Here is a 16,574-nt window from a genome sequence, read left to right as displayed (position 1 = left end):
TTATGGCAATCGAAGTTATTACACGCGAAGACTTAAACGAATTCAGAAGTCTTCTTTTGAACGATTTAAAAGAAATCATTCAATCCAAACCGCAACAAACAAAACAGTGGCTCAAATCCAATGAAGTCCGTAAACTGTTAAACATTTCTCCAGGTACTTTGCAAAATCTCCGCATCAACGGAACACTGACCTACACCAAAATAGGTGGCATAATGTATTATGACAATTCAGACATTGATAAGTTATTAAATGGAAATAAGGTAAACGCTTTGCCCACTCTGTTCAAGTAAAGTCATTGCGAGGAACGAAGCAATCTCATACTCTTGTTCAAAGTCTTAATACTTAATACTCCAATCTTAATACTGCCAAATGAACTACATCAAACACCTAACCGGTTTCTTCGAAAAAGTAGCCATTGATAAAACATTAAATCCAACACACGTAAGCTTATACATTGCTTTATTCCAATTTTGGAACTGCAACCGCTTCAAAAATCCAATCAGCATCAATCGCGATGAGGTAATGCGAATTAGCAAAATCAGTTCAAAAGCAACCTATCACAAATGTCTGAAGAACTTGCATAGTTTGGGGTATATCAATTACGAACCATCCTACAATCCTTTCAAAGGAAGCCATGTCATTTTATTCAACTTTTCCGAAGATTTAAAACCGCTTCCAAAATCCGAAAGAAAACCAAAAAATGAACCACTTATTGAACTTGTTTCTGAACAAGCTTTGAACAAGTCTTGTACTAGTAGTGAGACAGGTACTGAACAAGCATTAGTACCTTCTATAAACTATATAAACAATACAAACATTTTAAACGATAAAAACGTTTCAAACTTGGAAAAGCACACAAAAAATTTTGAAGAAAATGAAAATGATTTTGTCATTTCGACGATAGGAGAAATCACATCCCAAGAAAAAAAGTTGCGCGAAAAAAAGAAAGGTTTCGTTGAACCAAACTTAAATGAAATCAAAACCTATTTCCAACAAAATAACTTTCCGGAACAAGAAGCTCAAAAATTCTTCAACTATTTCAAAAGTGTCGGTTGGTTAGTCGGAGGTAAAACACCAATGGTCGATTGGCAAGCAGCAGCACAAAATTGGATGATTAACGCACCAAAATTTATTTCAAATGCAGAACAACCAAACAGAGCAAAACAACTCAACACAACAACCGACAAAGACTATTCAGAGCCATTATAGCTATGATGAGGTCATTACTTGGTTAGAAAATAAAGGAGTTGAACTATATGGCAATCATTTCAAAATCATTGAAACCGATTATCCAATTGTGTACAAACTAATCGCGTATTTCTTAAAAGACGAACCAACATGTTTTCAATATGGAATAAACCTCAACAAAGGAATTCTACTAACCGGACCAATCGGCTGCGGTAAAACATCATTGATGAATTTAATGAAATACCTAACAGCAACAGAACATAAGTTTTTCGTAAAACCATGTCGCGATATCAGCTTTGAATTCATCCAGGACGGCTACCAAATAATCCACAAATACAGCAATGGCAAACTATACCAATCAGAACCAAGAACCTATTGCTTTGACGATTTAGGAACAGAAAACAACTTAAAATATTTTGGTAACGAATGCAATGTCATGGCAGAAATTCTATTGAGCAGATATGATCTATTCATTTCAAAAAAACTATTTACTCACATAACCACCAACCTATCAGCCACAGAAATTGAAAAACATTACGGCAATCGAGTTCGCTCACGATTACGAGAGATGGTAAATTTAATAGCATTTGAAAAATCAGCTCAAGACAAAAGATAAAATCCGTATAAATCCGCGTTGCGAAGCATCTGTTTCATCCGCGTTCCAATAACAAGAAACAATATGAACACAATAACCAACTTCTGGAACTACTTCCAACAAAACAACTTCGTTTTCCTTCTTCTAAACGAAATACCAAAAGACCAACTAAAAATCCATTTCGACAAACTAATCGAGATACTACATCAATACAACAAAAACCTAGACCTCATCATTAAAAACAAAAAAAACGGTGCAGAATTAATCATCACCGCAAACGGAAATCCTTACCTATTCAAAGAAGTAGAACTACTAGTTCATCATGCTCCAGTTGTAGAGCGTTGGAAAATAACAGCGTTCCTTCAACCAGAGATGAATATTGAAAAATACGAAAACGGCACCGACAAACCATTAGAATATTACGGCATAACTTTACGAATAAGCGAAATGTATTTCATCCCATTAGAAAACCCAAACAAACCAACCGATTTAGGAATAAAAGTGCTACTCAAAAACTACATCGTCCACAAAGATAACCCAAGACTCCGAGAAGCAGTTTATGTTCACATCGAGCATTTAATCGGAGAAAAAGCTTTTGCCAATGATATCGCATTTATTGAGATTGGACAATTAAAAAATAATCAAAATGATATATTCGAAATGTACAATTTACATAGTTACATAAAAAATAATAATGTTAATTAAATATTTATAAATGAAATCAAATCATAACAAAAAACATTAAAATTATTTCTAATTTTAGCATATTTAGTTATTTAAATAAATATGATAGATTTAATTACTTGGGATAAATTAAAACCTTACAATTCAACTCAAAACAAGAGCTTTGAAGAATTGTGTTTTCAAATATGTTTAGAAGAATATAAAAATGAAGGTAGCTTTACCCGTATTGATGATAGTGGCGGTGGTGATGGAGTAGAATTTTATTTAGAATTAACTAACGGAGATATTTGGGGTTGGCAATGTAAGTTTTTTGGTAGATTTGACGAAGGAGGAAGAAAAGAACAGATTAAAAAATCGTTACAGACTGCTTACATTAAGCATGGTGATAAATTAAAAAAATGGATTCTTTGCTCCAAAAATTCATTAACCGTTGAAGAGAAAAAATGGTTTGCTGGGATTGGAAATCTAAAATACAATGGCTCTGTAGTTTTACCTGCTAGTAATACAATGATTATTGATCATTGGGGAGATAGTATAATATTAAATCTGTTAAGAAAGTATCAAAGCATATATAAATTCTTTTTTTCTGATAAGATTTTAGATGAAAAGTGGTTTAAAGAAAAGTTTGAACTAATTTATAATTCCAATGTAATAAAATCAAAATATTTAGATTCCTTGCATGTCAAAGGTGAAGTTGATGATTTTATAACAAGACGTTTAGGGGGTAAAGATTTAGTTGATTTGATAGAAAAAAATGAAGACAATATTGGAATTTATCACTTTAAAAAAGAATTCAATGAAGAAATAAATAGGATTAGAAATGAAGAAAATAAATTTGAGTTTGATGAGATTTATCAAGAAATAAAATCATTTTTATTTGAAAATAAATATGATACAATAGTTGATGATGGTGCAAAATTGCTTGATGATATAAAGTCTCATTTCTTGGCAGATAATTACAAATTATCAGTTTCTTTAGAAACAAAAATTGATGAGTATAAGAATCGTTACAGAGACTTTTATGAAGCTTACATATCATATAAGAATTCCGAAAAACTTAAATCAATTCACTGGGATGATGAAGAATTAGAAAAAAGTGAGTCTTTGAAAGAAAAGATTAAGAAGTGTAGAGAAACATTGCTTGGACCTTATTTTACACTCAGGAATTATGATTATTTCTTAGGCACTTTTGAAGAATTAATTACGTTAAAATCAAATGAAATTCATATTAGCGGAAATGCATCTAAAGGAAAAACACACATTTCAGTTGATATTGTAAAAAAACAATTAGATAAAAATAAACCAGCCGTTTTTGTTTTTGGCAAAAGTTTTAAATCTGATTTACCTTTAAAAGATCAATTGAGAAGTATTCTAGATTTGCCAACAGATTTGACAATTAGTGATTTTTTAGGCATTTTAGATGTTGCAGGAAGAATTCAAAATACAAAAGCAATCTTACTAATTGATGGACTTAATGAAGCTATAAAATGGAAGTATGTTTGGGGAGATAATTTAGAAGAATTAATTAACGAAATAAATGCAAATTATCCCAATATTCTCTTTATCACCACTTTTAGAACATCTTATAAAAAAGAATTGTTTCCTAAAGATTATTTTAATTATGATCCATATAACTATGACAAGTTGGTTAGAGTTAATGGATTTACCTATTATAATCTAAATGAAGCAATGGATAAATACTTTAAGCATTATGATATAACTCTTGTTAACTCCTCTGGAGCTGTAAATGCTTTTTCTGAACCACTATATCTAAAAATATTTTGTGAGACTAAACAAGGTAAATCGGTTTCATTCCAAAATGAAGACCTATTTGATGTTTTTGAAGAATATTTAATAAAGTGCAATGAAAATATTAGCGAAAAACTAGGAAAAGAACTTAGGTTCAATAAAAAATTCACTATTAATATTCTTGAGAAAATTTCTGAATCTCTTTGGGAAAACAGCTCTAGAGAAATTGATTTTGAATATGCAATTTATAATATATTAAATCAAGAAGAGTTTCTGGTTTTTGAAAAAGAAGATTTATTAATATTTAGAGATTGGAATAATGTGGAGGTTATAACCTTTACTTATGACCTACTAAGCGGTTATTTAATTGCAAAAAATCTATTTAAATCAATTGATTCTGAAGAAAAACTAAATACCATAATTAAATCAACAAAATTTAAGAATGAACTTTTAAATAGAAAAACATGTCATCCATTATTCAACGATATCCTTAGAAGTTTTTGTGTATTAGCAATCAAAAAATTTGGATTAAATTTTTATTCATCTATCAAGAACGAAACTTTAAACGATTATTTATTAAAATCTATTTTCGAAGTAAATCAAAAAAAGATTATAGACAACAAATCGGTTGCAGTTAATATTATCAAAGAGAATTTTAAAGATTTTAACAAACATAATCTCATTTACAATCTATTCAAAAATACTGAACTAGATAGCCAAAACCCATTAAATATAGATCTACTATCTAATTTATTGTTCAATATGAATGTTTCTGATAGAGATCTAAGTTGGACAGAATATATAAGAAGTAATAGTGGCATACATAATAGAAACTATGAAAAATTTTTAATTGGTTTTGAAGATGCTTGCAAATCAAAAACAAAACTCAAGACTGACAAAGTTCATTTAGCAGCAAAAAAAATAATGTGGTATTTAACTTCTACAAACAGGAAGTTAAGAGATTTGTCAACTAGAGCATTATATTATTATGGAACTAAATTTCCCAATGAATATTTAGAAATAGTTAAGTATTCATTGTCTGTCAATGACCCATATATTTGGGAGAGAACATTAGCAGCTATGTATGGTGTTGTTATGGCTAAACACAGCACTGATGAAAATTTTAAAAAATTATTCCTTCCAAGAATAGCTCTAACAATATTTGAATCAATATTTAAAAAAGATGCTCCTTTTTCAACAACCCATATCCTAGCTAGGGATTATGCTTCAAAAACAATTGAAATTGGATTATTGCACCATAACGATTTATTGAAACCTGAAGAAGTATTACTAACAACTGCTCCATTTACAATAGGTGGCAATCGAAATCCAAATGAATTTGACTATGAAAAGAAAGAAGGTATATTTTCAGAACCTATCAGTATGGATTTTAGTAATTATACTATCGGGAGAATTGTAAAAGATGGACATTCCTATTCTAACCCACCAGAAAAGAAAAAAGTTAGAAGACAAATATATGCAAGAATTTATGATTTAGGATGGAATGAAGCACAATTCAATGAAATTGATGGTAGAATAAGGTCTGACAGTTACCGCTCTAGAACGGAACAAGCACATGTAGAAAGATATGCGAAAAAGTATTCTTGGATTGCCTATTTTGAAATTTCTGGGCTAAGGATGGATAATGACCTGATAGATGATTGGGATGAATTTCGTTTTTCAGATGCAGACATTGATCCAAGTTTTCCAGAACGAACCAAAAATAAAAAATTTGTTATAAAAGATTATTTGGGAGACCCTAAACAGTCTTTATTAGAATGGTATATAAATGGAGGTCAACCCGATATCAAAGAATATTTAGAAATAAATTTACCTAAAGATGATAAAATATGGGTATGTTTAGATGGACTAATTGTTCAAGAACGTAAAAAGATAAATAGAGAGGTATTTGTATATATTAGAGGACTTTTGGTAAAGAATGATAAATACATTGAATTTAAAAAACAACTTATAAAGAAGAATGATTTAGGTGGACGTTTCTTACCAGACCCAAGGTCAAATTATCATACTTTTTCGGGAGAATTATATAATGTTAACAATTCAACTAATGATAATACTTGTATTATCAGTTTTGAAACAGAGAGAAAAAAAGTTAAAGTAAAAAAAGGTGAACCTGGTTATTATGCCAGACCGGTTTTTACAAAAGATAAAATAAAGTTTTCTTATCCTAAATATATTGAAATTGATTCAGTAAGCTATGAAGAATATGAAGTTCTTTTACCAGTCATGGATTATAGTTGGGAGAGCAACCACAGTGAATTAAATCAGGCTGGTCATGAAACAGTTATTTCTAGAGAATTGGCTAATTCTTTAAATTTAATCAGTAAACCACAAACTTTTAACCTATTTGATATTGATGGAAATTTAGCTTCTCAAAACTTATTCTATAACAAAGATTATAACAACAATCATAGATTTACCTACTTAAGAAAAGATTTATTAGAGAAGTTTCTTTTAGAGAATGACTACAAACTCATTTGGGGAATTTGGGGTGAGCGTAATGTAAGATTTAAAGATATAGATTACAGCAGAAAATTTCATAACGATAACAAAGTATCAGATTTACAGATTTTTAGTGATGTTATTGAATACAAATAATTATGATATAATTTTCTTCTTGTAAATTCATTTTAAACAAAAATAATCATATCAAATGTTTTTTGTCCCATTTTTTTACTAAATTTGGGACAAACATAACATCAAAATGAAACCACAATCTATTCACAATCAAATAGAAGAAAAAATAAAATCTTTAAAAAAAGGAAGCATTCTATTTATAGCCGATTTTATAGAGTTCGGTACTGCCGAAAATGTAAAAAAGGTACTATTGAGATTAGAAAAAAAAGAAATTTTAATTCGATTAGCACACGGTATTTATCTATATCCAAAAAAAGATAAAATACTTGGAACCCTATTCCCTTCAACAGAAGAAATTGCAGTCGCCATAGCAAAAAGAGATAAAGCAAGAATAATTTCTACAGGTGTACAAGCATTGCAACAACTTGGCTTATCAACACAAGTACCTATGAATGTAGTCTATTTGACTGATGGAGCACCAAGAAAAATTAAAGTAGGTAAAAGAACCATCACATTCAAAAAAACCACTCCCAAAAACCTGACCATTAAAGATAAAAAACTCAACATTGTAATCCAAGGATTAAAAGAGTTAGGCAAAGACAATGTAGATGAAAATGCTAAACAAAAAATTAAAAAAGTATTGCACCAAATGTCCATTGAAAGCATAAAAGAAGATAGTGTTGCAGCACCAACATGGATTAGAAATACAATCCTTGAATTAATAAATAAAGACTAATATGAACGAGTGGCTTAAACTATCCGAAAAAAGACGGCTTGAAATACTAAATCAAGTCAATAGTCAAACAGGACTTCCAACCGATGCAATTGAAAAAGATTGGTGGGTAACCATTACGTTAAAAGCAATATTTTCTTCAAAATTTGCACAACATTTAGTTTTTAAAGGCGGCACATCACTAAGCAAAGCCTATAACTTAATAGAACGTTTCTCAGAAGATATAGACTTATCAATTGATAGAACGATGTTAGGATTTGAGGGCGAGTTATCAAAAACACAAATAAAAAAACTTCGTAAAGCTTCAGGTAATTTTATAGTCGGAGAATTTAAAGAGGAATTAATTTCAGAACTAGAAAAGCTGGGAGTAAATAAAGAAAATTATAATTTAATCTTTGATGATGAAATAGATGATACCAGTGATCCGCATCGTATAGAATTAGAATACAACTCAATAGTTGAAGCAGGAGAATACATTCCGCAAAGGGTTATCATTGAATTAGGAGCAAGAGCTTTGCTAGAGCCAAACGAACAAAAAAAAATTCAATCAATCATTGGCCAAATATATCCGGAACAAGCTTTTACAATTCAACCTTTTGAAGTAATTGTAGTGGTACCAACCAAAACCTTTTTAGAAAAAATAATGTTGTTGCATGAAGAATTTCTGAAGCCAACCGAAAACATAAGACATTACAGAATGTCAAGACATCTTTACGATATAGAAAAACTAATGGACCACGATTACGGAAAAGAAGCAATAAAAAATAAAGAGCTATTCGAAACACTAGTCCAACACAGAAGTAAATACACTCCTATAAGAGGAATTTCGTATGAGTTACACACACCACAAACAATAAATTTCATTCCACCAGCAGAAGTAACTGAACTTTGGAAAAAAGACTACCAAGCCATGCAAGAGTTTATGATTTATGGAGATACAATGGAGTTTGAAGAATTGATAGATAAATTAAAAAATCTAAATGAAATATTTAGAGCTAAATAAATTTAAAATAAAGAATAATTTATGATTCAACTAATAAATCCTAATGATATTCATTCAGCGGCTGATACGTGGAATGGATTTATATATCAAGGTAAAGTTGCTTTATATCATGTATTAAAATTAATAAACGAAAGAGATAGTGTTGACGGATTGCATTTACAGCTTGATTCATTAGAAGATTTTGCGATAATACGATATGAAAATAACGAACCCAAACCAATAACGCTACATCAAGTAAAGGCTGTCAAAAGCCATTATTATTCAAGATATAAAGAAGCTTTTGAAAAATTAGAACAAAGGAAAGACAATTTCCCTTGTGATGATGAAGCCTATTTTCATTTAGCAACAGAGAATGAAGAAACTAAAGCTGATATTGAAGATAAGCATGCAAAGCTTAAAATTTATGAGTATGATGGTAATCCTTATTGTAAAATTGATGAGTTGCAAGACAAAATAAAAGTTCAAGCTAGCAATTGTTTGAATAAATTAGGATTAATACATTTATCAAATGATAATTACTTGGAAATTTTATGCAATGAACTAGAATCTTTAATAACCAATAATATTGTTTTAATTCATGCCCAAAATCATTCACCTAACGGAGATTCTATAAATAGACAGATTTTCAGAATGGAAAACCGTCCTAGATATTAGATTTATCGAAATAGAAAAATATGACCCATATATGAAACGAGAATTAATAAGAGTAAGGTATAATTTATTTCGACAGTTGTATGACCTTAATTTTTCGATAACGAATAACGCACAGCTTACCCAAATTTTTCAATCAACATTTCAAGACCTTGCTCGATTTTTTGAAGAACAAAATAATAGACATATTGGTATGGGCGGAACTTATCCTAATAACACATATTCATATTCATTTGATAGTTTTCGTTTTTTACTTTTAGGTTCAGTTGACAATACCTATACTGACATTGTTAGAGACCTGCAATTGTTGTATTTAGCTTCACTTGACCCTAACAGAATGGTAGACGTCAATATGTATCAGACTGCACAACGAAATTATCGACCAATATAGCGATGAAAAGCACGGAAGAAGAAAATACGGCTGGTAACACGGGTTTGGCAAAAGTGGCGGTTCAGTGCTCCGCAGACACATTTGTGGTAAATCAAAATTTGATTCTCCGCATCAACATTTGTGGTGAAATTCGCCACCTTCGCCAAGCCCGGAAACGTTCCCACTAATGCCCCAACCTGGTTAAATATCAACTTTTAGCTTATGTTTAAAGTAATTTAAAACAAAATGAGAAAAGTATCTTTATTATTGATGTTTGCATATTTCGCAACATCATGTGTTAACTATTATAGTGTAACTTTAAATGCCGAAACAGTTCTCTATTCTTCAGGAAATGATGGAAGTTCTGTCGTTTATAGAGTTCCTTCAGGATCTTCAGTTTATATAAAAGGAAAAAAATCCAAAAGATATCGAAAAATAAAGTATGGAAATTATGCTGGTTGGGCGTATTATCCAAATTATACCTCATCAAGCAATTACTCGTAAAGCTCTAGCTCTAGCTCAAGTTCTTCTTTGAGCACAAGAAGTTCATCAAACTATTCAAGTCCAGGAAAAACTGTCAATGTAAAAGGATATTACAGAAAAAATGGAACATATGTAAGACCCCATACAAGAAGTAGTCCTGGTAGTGGAAGAAGACAATACTAAATATAAAAAAAAGAGAAGCCATAACTTCTCTTTTTCCTTTTTTAAAGTAACAATTAAATTGATTTTCAGTTCATTAACTAGCTTTTACAAAGCCATCACTAATTTTGATACATTACCCCTTAGCTTCTCTTTTTCCTTTTTAAAGTAATAATTAAATTGATTTTCAGTTCATTAACTAGCTTTTATAGCTCCATCACTAACTTTGATAGATAACCAGCCAATTACCTTAAAAACTGAGAAACCAAAATAATAAAATAATAATTATAACTGCAAAAGTAAGCCAACTATAATTTCTTTTTTCTTCTTTTGTCCATTTTTCAAACGTTTCAAAATACTTTAAGTATCTGTTTTTATTAAAAATAAATATATAACATATTATTGCAGATAAAACTCCAATAACTATAAAATGAATTTTTTCCAAAATGGTTGTTGTATATATTTTACGAAATATCCCTAAAATACCAAAGAAGAAAATAAATAAAAGTCCAAATAAGAACCCTCCAGCAAATGTAATACTCAAACCAAAATTTTTGTTGTTAAGAACCGTATCAACAATTTGATTCAAGTTAATATTCTCTTTTTCAGCTTTGTTTTTTATTGCAGGAATTTTAAAAATAAGACGAGAAGGGCTTATTTTTTTATAGTATAAATTAAATTTATTAAAAGATTTAAAAAAGTAAAAATGTACTATGTTTAAATAAAATTCTATTGTTTTCATAATTTATCTATGAATATAATTAACTGTACCTTGTCCAATTTCTCCTCCTACATAGCTACCACCAAAACCTCCTATAAAACCTCCTATTATTGCTCCAGGTATTGCTCCAATCCCACCAAAAAAAGCTCCTATTGAGGCTCCTGCTACTACACCTTCTGACGCACCAACGTATCCACCAATTATACTTCCTGTAGTACTTGCGGCTGCGCTTTGAGCATTATAACCAAAATGCCCTCCATCCATTTGATAACCATTATAAGTTTCATAAGCACCAATGGCAACACTTGCACCAACAACAGCTTTACCTGCCCATTTATAATTTATAGCAGCTTTTAAAGCTACAGAGCGATTGCCAGTATACTGATTTCCTCTCCAATTATTCGAATAATATTTTCCATTATCACCTAACCAGTAACCTCGATTATATGTCATAATTTCTAAAGCACCGTACAACCCTCCGACGAAGTCTAATGCAATTTTTGAATTTTCAAATACAGGGTAATAATTAACTAATCCTTGATTTCTAAAATAACTTTCATAAAAATTATGAACATAATAATGATTTTCATCTTCTGTATCAAAGGAAAATAATAATTTACCTCTACCTCCAAATTGACTCCCTATGGATGGTGCGTTATGTTGATTTGCTATTCTATTTTTTTCATATAAATTCAATTGAGATTCGGGACTGTCACTTGGACGTTGAGAAGCTAACCATTGTGCATTATTCATGTTGATATTTTTATCTGCATTCCCAAAAGCACTATAAGACCAAAGTCCTGACGGGTCTCTCCAAAATATAGGATTATTGTGACCAAAATGATTTGGTGATTCAGAGTATGATAATTCTGAAAGTAAATCAATCCCAACAAACCTACCCGATAGCGCGGATTTGCAATCCGTGCCAACACTAATTTTCAAAACAAATCTAACATAATAATTTCTAAATCATTATCAAGGCCAGCATAATTTCTAGCTGAACTAAAATAATAATCCTCAGGTAAAGCGACTATTTTGTCTTTAACAGGATTAGTATGAATGTAATTTACTTTTTGTTTGATGAACCAATTAGTTTCAACCAGCTCTGCATGATAGCCATCTTGCCAAACTTTATAATTTTGCTCTCTTTTTAAATGTTGACAGGCTTTTTGAAAATAATCTAACATCCATTCTCTTCTACTTTCTGGTTCTTCTTTTATAGTTTCAAGGATTTTTTTTGAAGTAAACTTTTTAAAATCTCTGATTACATCGGATAGTATAAAACCATTAATGGCTTTACACAATAGGTGAATATGACTACTCATCAAAACATATGCATAAATTTCTAATCCTTTATTTCGCTGACAATAATTCAATGCATTTACTATAGTATACTTTTGATTTAATCGCGTAAAAACATCTATCCAACCTACAGTAGTTATAGTGATAAAATAAGCCTCATCGGTAGTGGTAGCTTTATATTTTGTAGACATAAAATAGCTTTAAATCAAATTTAATAAAAAAACCACAACTTTTTAGGGTTGTGGTTAATATCGATTTTGGGTAGGCATGAATTGAATGTCCACGCTATAAGTTGAAATAGATGTATTAATAAATTTCCAAATAATTTGGAAGATTAGTTCAAGAGTGAGAAAAATATAAAGGGTTGAATGAAGAATTCAATTCTATTTAGTTTTAATTAAAAATCTTGGAACTAGCCAATTTTGATAAAAATTTAATAAATTCAGTTTGATCTAATTATTATTAAGATGATAGTTGATGTTTTTTTGATGGACTATTGAAACAATATCCATTAGCGACAAATTTTTGATTACAATATATGCAATTTGTACTATCGGATATTCCAACACATTTTTTCGAGGGACTAATAAAACAAGAACGTCCCATTAACATCTCTTTTCCACAATATTTACATTTCATATTATACTTTTTAAATTAATATTTTTTTTATAAATTCTTAATTTGGTTTATGATCTATACATTCAGATTATTATATATTGTTAAAATGGTGCAAAAAATATTAAATCTTAATATATTTTTTGAATGCACAACACTATTATTTTCTTTAAACATTTTAAAAATAAAGCAAAATAACTTAAGGTAAGGTTAACAATTATTGATTAATAACTAATAAATTTTGTTTAAATAAAAAAAAAATTAAACACTAAATTAAGTATTAATGACTATAATTAAACAATTCTACAAATAAATTACCTACTTATTGATAGAGTTAAATTAATTAAAATAATAGTTAGTAGGCATCTAAAGTAAAACTTTGAATTTGTTTCAAATAATATCACGAAAAATTAAACAAAAAAACATTAATAACTAATATTATCTAATCAATTACAAATCAATTACAAATCAATTAAAAATCAATTAAAAATAGGATTTTATCTAACTATCATTACTGCAATTAAAGAAATAAAATATATTTTTATAAGTTTTAAATAAAAGGAATTTACATGATAACAAAAGAATTAATAGAGAACAGAATTAATTATTTTTTTGGATACGGAAATATTCAATCAAATATATGGTTCATAGGTATGGAAGAAGGATTTGATGGAGATTTATTTGATTTAAAAATTAGATTTGACAAAGCGATATCAAAATCAGTTATAGATTTACAAGATGATATGGTGCAGGTAAAGGATCACATGAAATGGTTTTTACCTAACTCAAAAGTTCAAAAAACATGGGGTAAACTAATTCAAATTTTGTTAACTCTACCGTCAAACGACTCAATTACAATTGAACAAATAAAAGAATTCCAAAGGAAAGACTTTGGTAGAATTACCGGTTCTCATGCTTGCTTGGAACTAATGCCGCTTCCTTGCCGTTCCATCAGAAAAGAAGATTGGTTTTATAATCAATTTAGTATCGATTATCTTGAAACTAGAAAAAAATATCTTGAAACAATAATGCCTATAAGAATAAAGTTGTTTAAAAAATTAATAGAAAAAAACAACCCTAAAATAGTAATTTGTTATTCATTTAGTTATTTAAAAAAATGGCAAGGAATAGTGGATTTTGAACTAAAAAAAATAAATAATCTATACTACATAAAAAAAGATTTAACTCACTTTTTTGTAATTCCTCATCCTGTTGCACGTGGCTTAACTAATAATGACTGGTGTGAAATCTTCAAAGATTTAAAAGAAATTAGTTCAATGTAATTACTTTCGGTATTTTCTTTTCTATCCAAATATAAATTATCGTTGATATTTCAACTGTACTCAAAATTGTTAGGAGATTAGTTCAAGTTTATTAAAATGTACAAAGCTTTTAATGAGGAGTTTATAAATATTGAATAAACAAACGCAGCAAAACAACTTAAAAACTAAAAAATTAGTTAAATAACTATAAAAATAGTTGTATAACTAAAATAATAGTTTTACGTTTGGTCTATAAAATTTATAGCCATGCAAAAACTTACCAACAAAGAAGAAGAAATAATGCACATTTTATGGAAGCTGAAAAGAGCTTTTGTAAAAGACATTATGGAAGAAATTGTAGAAGATAAACCACACTACAATACACTCTCAACAATTGTTCGAAATTTAGAAGAGAAAGGGTATGTAGGATATAACGCCTACGGAAAAACCCACCAGTACTTTCCTATTGTTCCAATCGAGGAGTATCGAAAAGCATTTATGAATACCGCTATTACTAATTATTTTAATAGTTCGTACAAAAATTTAGTTTCCTATTTTGCTGAAGAAGAAAAAATATCGGCTGAGGAGCTCCGTGAAATTTTAGCATTAATCGAAAAAAAGGACTAGTATGGAAAACTTCCTACTCTATTTTGCTAAAGTAAATGGACTCATCATAGCGTTCTATTTATTGTATTTAGTATTCCTTCGTAAAGAAACTTTTTACGTTGGTAATCGATGGTATTTATTATCAGGACTAGCAACAGCAATTGTTTTACCTTTAATTACTTTTACTAAAACCGTTTGGGTTGACCCTGAACCGATTTCAAAATACATTGAAGTGGTTCCACTAGTTGACGATACAACAATTAGAACTGTTACAGAAGAACCTATGGATTGGTCGCTAATTTTCAGTTCAGCTTATGCGTTGGTTTCCGTGCTAATTATACTAAAAGTAGGAATCGAAATTGCTTCTTTTTTTAATAAGATTATCAAATTAAACAAACAGAAAGACACCAATTTCACTTTGATTTATTCTAACTCGACAGAAAATCCATTTTCTTTCTTTAAGTACATAGTTATTAATCCTACACTTTTTTCTAAAGAGGAATACGAACATATTGTAACACACGAACGTATTCACGTCAAACAATTCCATTCCATTGATGTTTTAATCTCAAAAGTTTTCTGCGCATTGTTTTGGATTAATCCGATCATTTGGTTGTACCGAAAAGCGATGTTGCAAAATTTAGAATTCATTGCCGACAATCACTCTTTGGAACAAATTGAAAGTAAGTACGAATATCAAAAAACACTTCTAAAGGTAGTCGCTAATCAACAATCATTAAGTATTACCAATCCCTTTTATCAATCATTAATAAAAAAAAGAATTATTATGCTACACACAAATCAATCTCACAAAAGAAATGCTTGGAAGTACGCCACCATTATTCCAGTATTAGTTGGCTTTATGTTATTATTTCAAATTGAAACTATTGCTCAAGTAAAAGATAATTCAAAAATTGTTAGTTACTCTGTCGAGGTTGAATTAGATAATTTAATCACTTCTAAAACAACAGATGATGAAATTAAAGCAATTCAGAAAAGTTTTACTACAGATGAAATTAATCTAAAAATAAATAATGTTAAACGTAATAAAGACGGGGAAATCATTGCAATCCGTTTAGAGTTAATTTCAAAAAAGAATCCTAAAACAAAAACTGTAAAAGAAGTTAGAGGAAACGAGCCTATAAAAAATATAGAAATTTATAATGAAAAAGATGAATATAATAAAAACAGTATAGGTTTTAAAGAGGTGTCTAATATAGCCACTGCTTCATTAATAGCGAGTGAAACAGATAGTACTGATACTCCAAACTTAAAACAAGATAGGGCTTTAATTGTAAATCGCTCAGATTCAAACAATGATATAAAAATTACCGCTATTAAAAGTAATTCACCGTCTTCAATTAATCCTGAAACAATAATTTACCTTAATGATAAGGAGATTTCTAAAATCGAAATGGATAAAATTAATCCTAAAACAATAAAATCGGTTGATGTCAAGAAAGAAAAATCAAATGGAGAAATTAGGATAGTAACTAGTTATAATGATCTAAATAAAGATACTGAAATCCTACTCGATGACAAAGTAATTTCTTATGAAGAGTTAAAGAAATTAGATAAAAATGAAATTGAATCTATTAATATCAAAAATAATAATGGTAAAAAATCCATTGAAATACTGAATAAAAACGCTAAAGCGATTAATGATAATTCCTTAAAAGAAGTAAGATATGTTCCAGGAACAGAAGAAGCAAAAATCGAATTAATCAAAGCAAAAATCGAATTAGAGAAAGCAAAAACTGAAATTGAAAAGGCCAAAATAGAATTGGAAAAAGCCAAACTTGAAATAGCTAAATCAAAATCTAAAAACAAAAAGAAATAAATCAATAAACAGTAA

General features: G+C 29.3%; 16 protein-coding genes. 13 read left to right on the top strand and 3 right to left on the bottom strand.

All coding sequences use genetic code 11. The annotated features are described in order from the left end of the window. Positions 1-2 precede the first annotated feature (2 nt). From LPC20_RS07575 to LPC20_RS07530, 10 genes are all read left to right on the top strand, one after another. A complete protein-coding gene (locus LPC20_RS07575; RefSeq protein WP_064715049.1) occupies positions 3-290 on the top strand; it encodes a helix-turn-helix domain-containing protein in 288 nt (95 codons plus the stop codon). A 79-nt stretch (positions 291-369) separates the two neighbouring features. Next, positions 370-1,209, top strand: coding sequence for a transcriptional regulator (locus LPC20_RS07570; RefSeq protein ID WP_229324088.1), 840 nt, complete (start codon positions 370-372; stop codon positions 1,207-1,209). Next, positions 1,139-1,804, top strand: coding sequence for a P-loop NTPase family protein (locus LPC20_RS07565; protein WP_064715051.1), 666 nt, complete (start codon positions 1,139-1,141; stop codon positions 1,802-1,804). The genes LPC20_RS07570 and LPC20_RS07565 overlap by 71 nt, the downstream gene beginning before the upstream one ends. A 63-nt stretch (positions 1,805-1,867) precedes the next feature. Beyond that, a complete protein-coding gene (locus LPC20_RS07560; RefSeq protein ID WP_229324087.1) occupies positions 1,868-2,488 on the top strand; it encodes a hypothetical protein in 621 nt (206 codons plus the stop codon). Between the two features lie 81 nt (positions 2,489-2,569). Beyond that, entirely contained in the window at positions 2,570-6,835 is a 4,266-nt protein-coding gene (locus LPC20_RS07555; protein ID WP_229324084.1) for an NACHT domain-containing protein, read from the top strand. 106 nt (positions 6,836-6,941) lie between these two features. Continuing rightward, positions 6,942-7,550 (top strand): DUF6088 family protein, encoded by a 609-nt coding sequence (locus LPC20_RS07550; RefSeq protein WP_229324082.1) that lies wholly within the window; start codon positions 6,942-6,944, stop codon positions 7,548-7,550. A 1-nt stretch (position 7,551) separates the two neighbouring features. After that, entirely contained in the window at positions 7,552-8,550 is a 999-nt protein-coding gene (locus LPC20_RS07545) for a nucleotidyl transferase AbiEii/AbiGii toxin family protein (RefSeq protein WP_229324080.1), read from the top strand. A gap of 21 nt (positions 8,551-8,571) precedes the next feature. After that, positions 8,572-9,204, top strand: a complete 633-nt coding sequence (locus LPC20_RS07540) for an ABC-three component system protein (protein WP_229324078.1) — start codon at positions 8,572-8,574, stop codon at positions 9,202-9,204. Between the two features lie 31 nt (positions 9,205-9,235). Next, positions 9,236-9,592: a hypothetical protein gene (locus LPC20_RS07535; RefSeq protein ID WP_229324076.1), complete on the top strand. Its 357-nt coding sequence runs from the start codon at positions 9,236-9,238 to the stop codon at positions 9,590-9,592. 225 nt (positions 9,593-9,817) lie between these two features. Beyond that, positions 9,818-10,075 carry a hypothetical protein gene (locus LPC20_RS07530; RefSeq protein WP_229324074.1) on the top strand — a complete coding sequence of 86 codons (258 nt, stop codon included), beginning with the start codon at positions 9,818-9,820 and terminating at the stop codon, positions 10,073-10,075. Positions 10,076-10,463: 388 nt separating this feature from the next. Here the strand turns inward: LPC20_RS07530 and LPC20_RS07525 are convergent, their stop codons facing one another. From LPC20_RS07525 to LPC20_RS07515, 3 genes are read right to left on the bottom strand one after another with little or no spacing between them, the layout of a single operon-like run. Beyond that, positions 10,464-10,955 (bottom strand): hypothetical protein, encoded by a 492-nt coding sequence (locus LPC20_RS07525; RefSeq protein WP_229324072.1) that lies wholly within the window; start codon positions 10,953-10,955, stop codon positions 10,464-10,466. 3 nt (positions 10,956-10,958) lie between these two features. Then, positions 10,959-11,876, bottom strand: coding sequence for a hypothetical protein (locus LPC20_RS07520; RefSeq protein ID WP_229324070.1), 918 nt, complete (start codon positions 11,874-11,876; stop codon positions 10,959-10,961). After that, the gene (locus LPC20_RS07515) at positions 11,873-12,427 is read right to left on the bottom strand and encodes an REP-associated tyrosine transposase (protein ID WP_229324068.1); all 555 of its coding nucleotides are present in this window, start codon (positions 12,425-12,427) and stop codon (positions 11,873-11,875) included. The genes LPC20_RS07520 and LPC20_RS07515 overlap by 4 nt, the downstream gene beginning before the upstream one ends. A gap of 993 nt (positions 12,428-13,420) precedes the next feature. Here LPC20_RS07515 and LPC20_RS07510 point away from each other — a divergent pair. From LPC20_RS07510 to LPC20_RS07500, 3 genes are all read left to right on the top strand, one after another. Next, positions 13,421-14,134 (top strand): hypothetical protein, encoded by a 714-nt coding sequence (locus tag LPC20_RS07510; protein ID WP_229324066.1) that lies wholly within the window; start codon positions 13,421-13,423, stop codon positions 14,132-14,134. A 246-nt stretch (positions 14,135-14,380) separates the two neighbouring features. Continuing rightward, complete coding sequence (locus LPC20_RS07505; RefSeq protein WP_229324064.1) at positions 14,381-14,740, top strand: BlaI/MecI/CopY family transcriptional regulator; 360 nt, start codon at positions 14,381-14,383, stop codon at positions 14,738-14,740. A gap of 1 nt (position 14,741) precedes the next feature. After that, on the top strand, positions 14,742-16,559 hold the full coding sequence (locus LPC20_RS07500; protein ID WP_229324062.1) for a M56 family metallopeptidase: 1,818 nt from the start codon (positions 14,742-14,744) through the stop codon (positions 16,557-16,559). The last annotated feature ends 15 nt before the right edge of the window (positions 16,560-16,574 follow it).

The organism is Flavobacterium ammonificans (assembly GCF_020886115.1).
In the GTDB taxonomy this organism is placed as follows: Bacteria; Bacteroidota; Bacteroidia; order Flavobacteriales; family Flavobacteriaceae; genus Flavobacterium; species Flavobacterium ammonificans.
The sequence above is the reverse complement of the archived record's forward strand: the minus strand, read 5'-3'. Positions and strand labels throughout refer to the sequence as shown.

Coding starts and splice junctions, on each gene's coding strand:
- LPC20_RS07575 (WP_064715049.1), top strand. CDS start 3: ATGGCAATCGAAGTTATTACACGCGAAGACTTAAACGAATTCAGAAGT.
- LPC20_RS07570 (WP_229324088.1), top strand. CDS start 370: ATGAACTACATCAAACACCTAACCGGTTTCTTCGAAAAAGTAGCCATT.
- LPC20_RS07565 (WP_064715051.1), top strand. CDS start 1,139: ATGCAGAACAACCAAACAGAGCAAAACAACTCAACACAACAACCGACA.
- LPC20_RS07560 (WP_229324087.1), top strand. CDS start 1,868: ATGAACACAATAACCAACTTCTGGAACTACTTCCAACAAAACAACTTC.
- LPC20_RS07555 (WP_229324084.1), top strand. CDS start 2,570: ATGATAGATTTAATTACTTGGGATAAATTAAAACCTTACAATTCAACT.
- LPC20_RS07550 (WP_229324082.1), top strand. CDS start 6,942: ATGAAACCACAATCTATTCACAATCAAATAGAAGAAAAAATAAAATCT.
- LPC20_RS07545 (WP_229324080.1), top strand. CDS start 7,552: ATGAACGAGTGGCTTAAACTATCCGAAAAAAGACGGCTTGAAATACTA.
- LPC20_RS07540 (WP_229324078.1), top strand. CDS start 8,572: ATGATTCAACTAATAAATCCTAATGATATTCATTCAGCGGCTGATACG.
- LPC20_RS07535 (WP_229324076.1), top strand. CDS start 9,236: ATGAAACGAGAATTAATAAGAGTAAGGTATAATTTATTTCGACAGTTG.
- LPC20_RS07530 (WP_229324074.1), top strand. CDS start 9,818: ATGAGAAAAGTATCTTTATTATTGATGTTTGCATATTTCGCAACATCA.
- LPC20_RS07525 (WP_229324072.1), bottom strand. CDS start 10,955: ATGAAAACAATAGAATTTTATTTAAACATAGTACATTTTTACTTTTTT.
- LPC20_RS07515 (WP_229324068.1), bottom strand. CDS start 12,427: ATGTCTACAAAATATAAAGCTACCACTACCGATGAGGCTTATTTTATC.
- LPC20_RS07510 (WP_229324066.1), top strand. CDS start 13,421: ATGATAACAAAAGAATTAATAGAGAACAGAATTAATTATTTTTTTGGA.
- LPC20_RS07505 (WP_229324064.1), top strand. CDS start 14,381: ATGCAAAAACTTACCAACAAAGAAGAAGAAATAATGCACATTTTATGG.
- LPC20_RS07500 (WP_229324062.1), top strand. CDS start 14,742: ATGGAAAACTTCCTACTCTATTTTGCTAAAGTAAATGGACTCATCATA.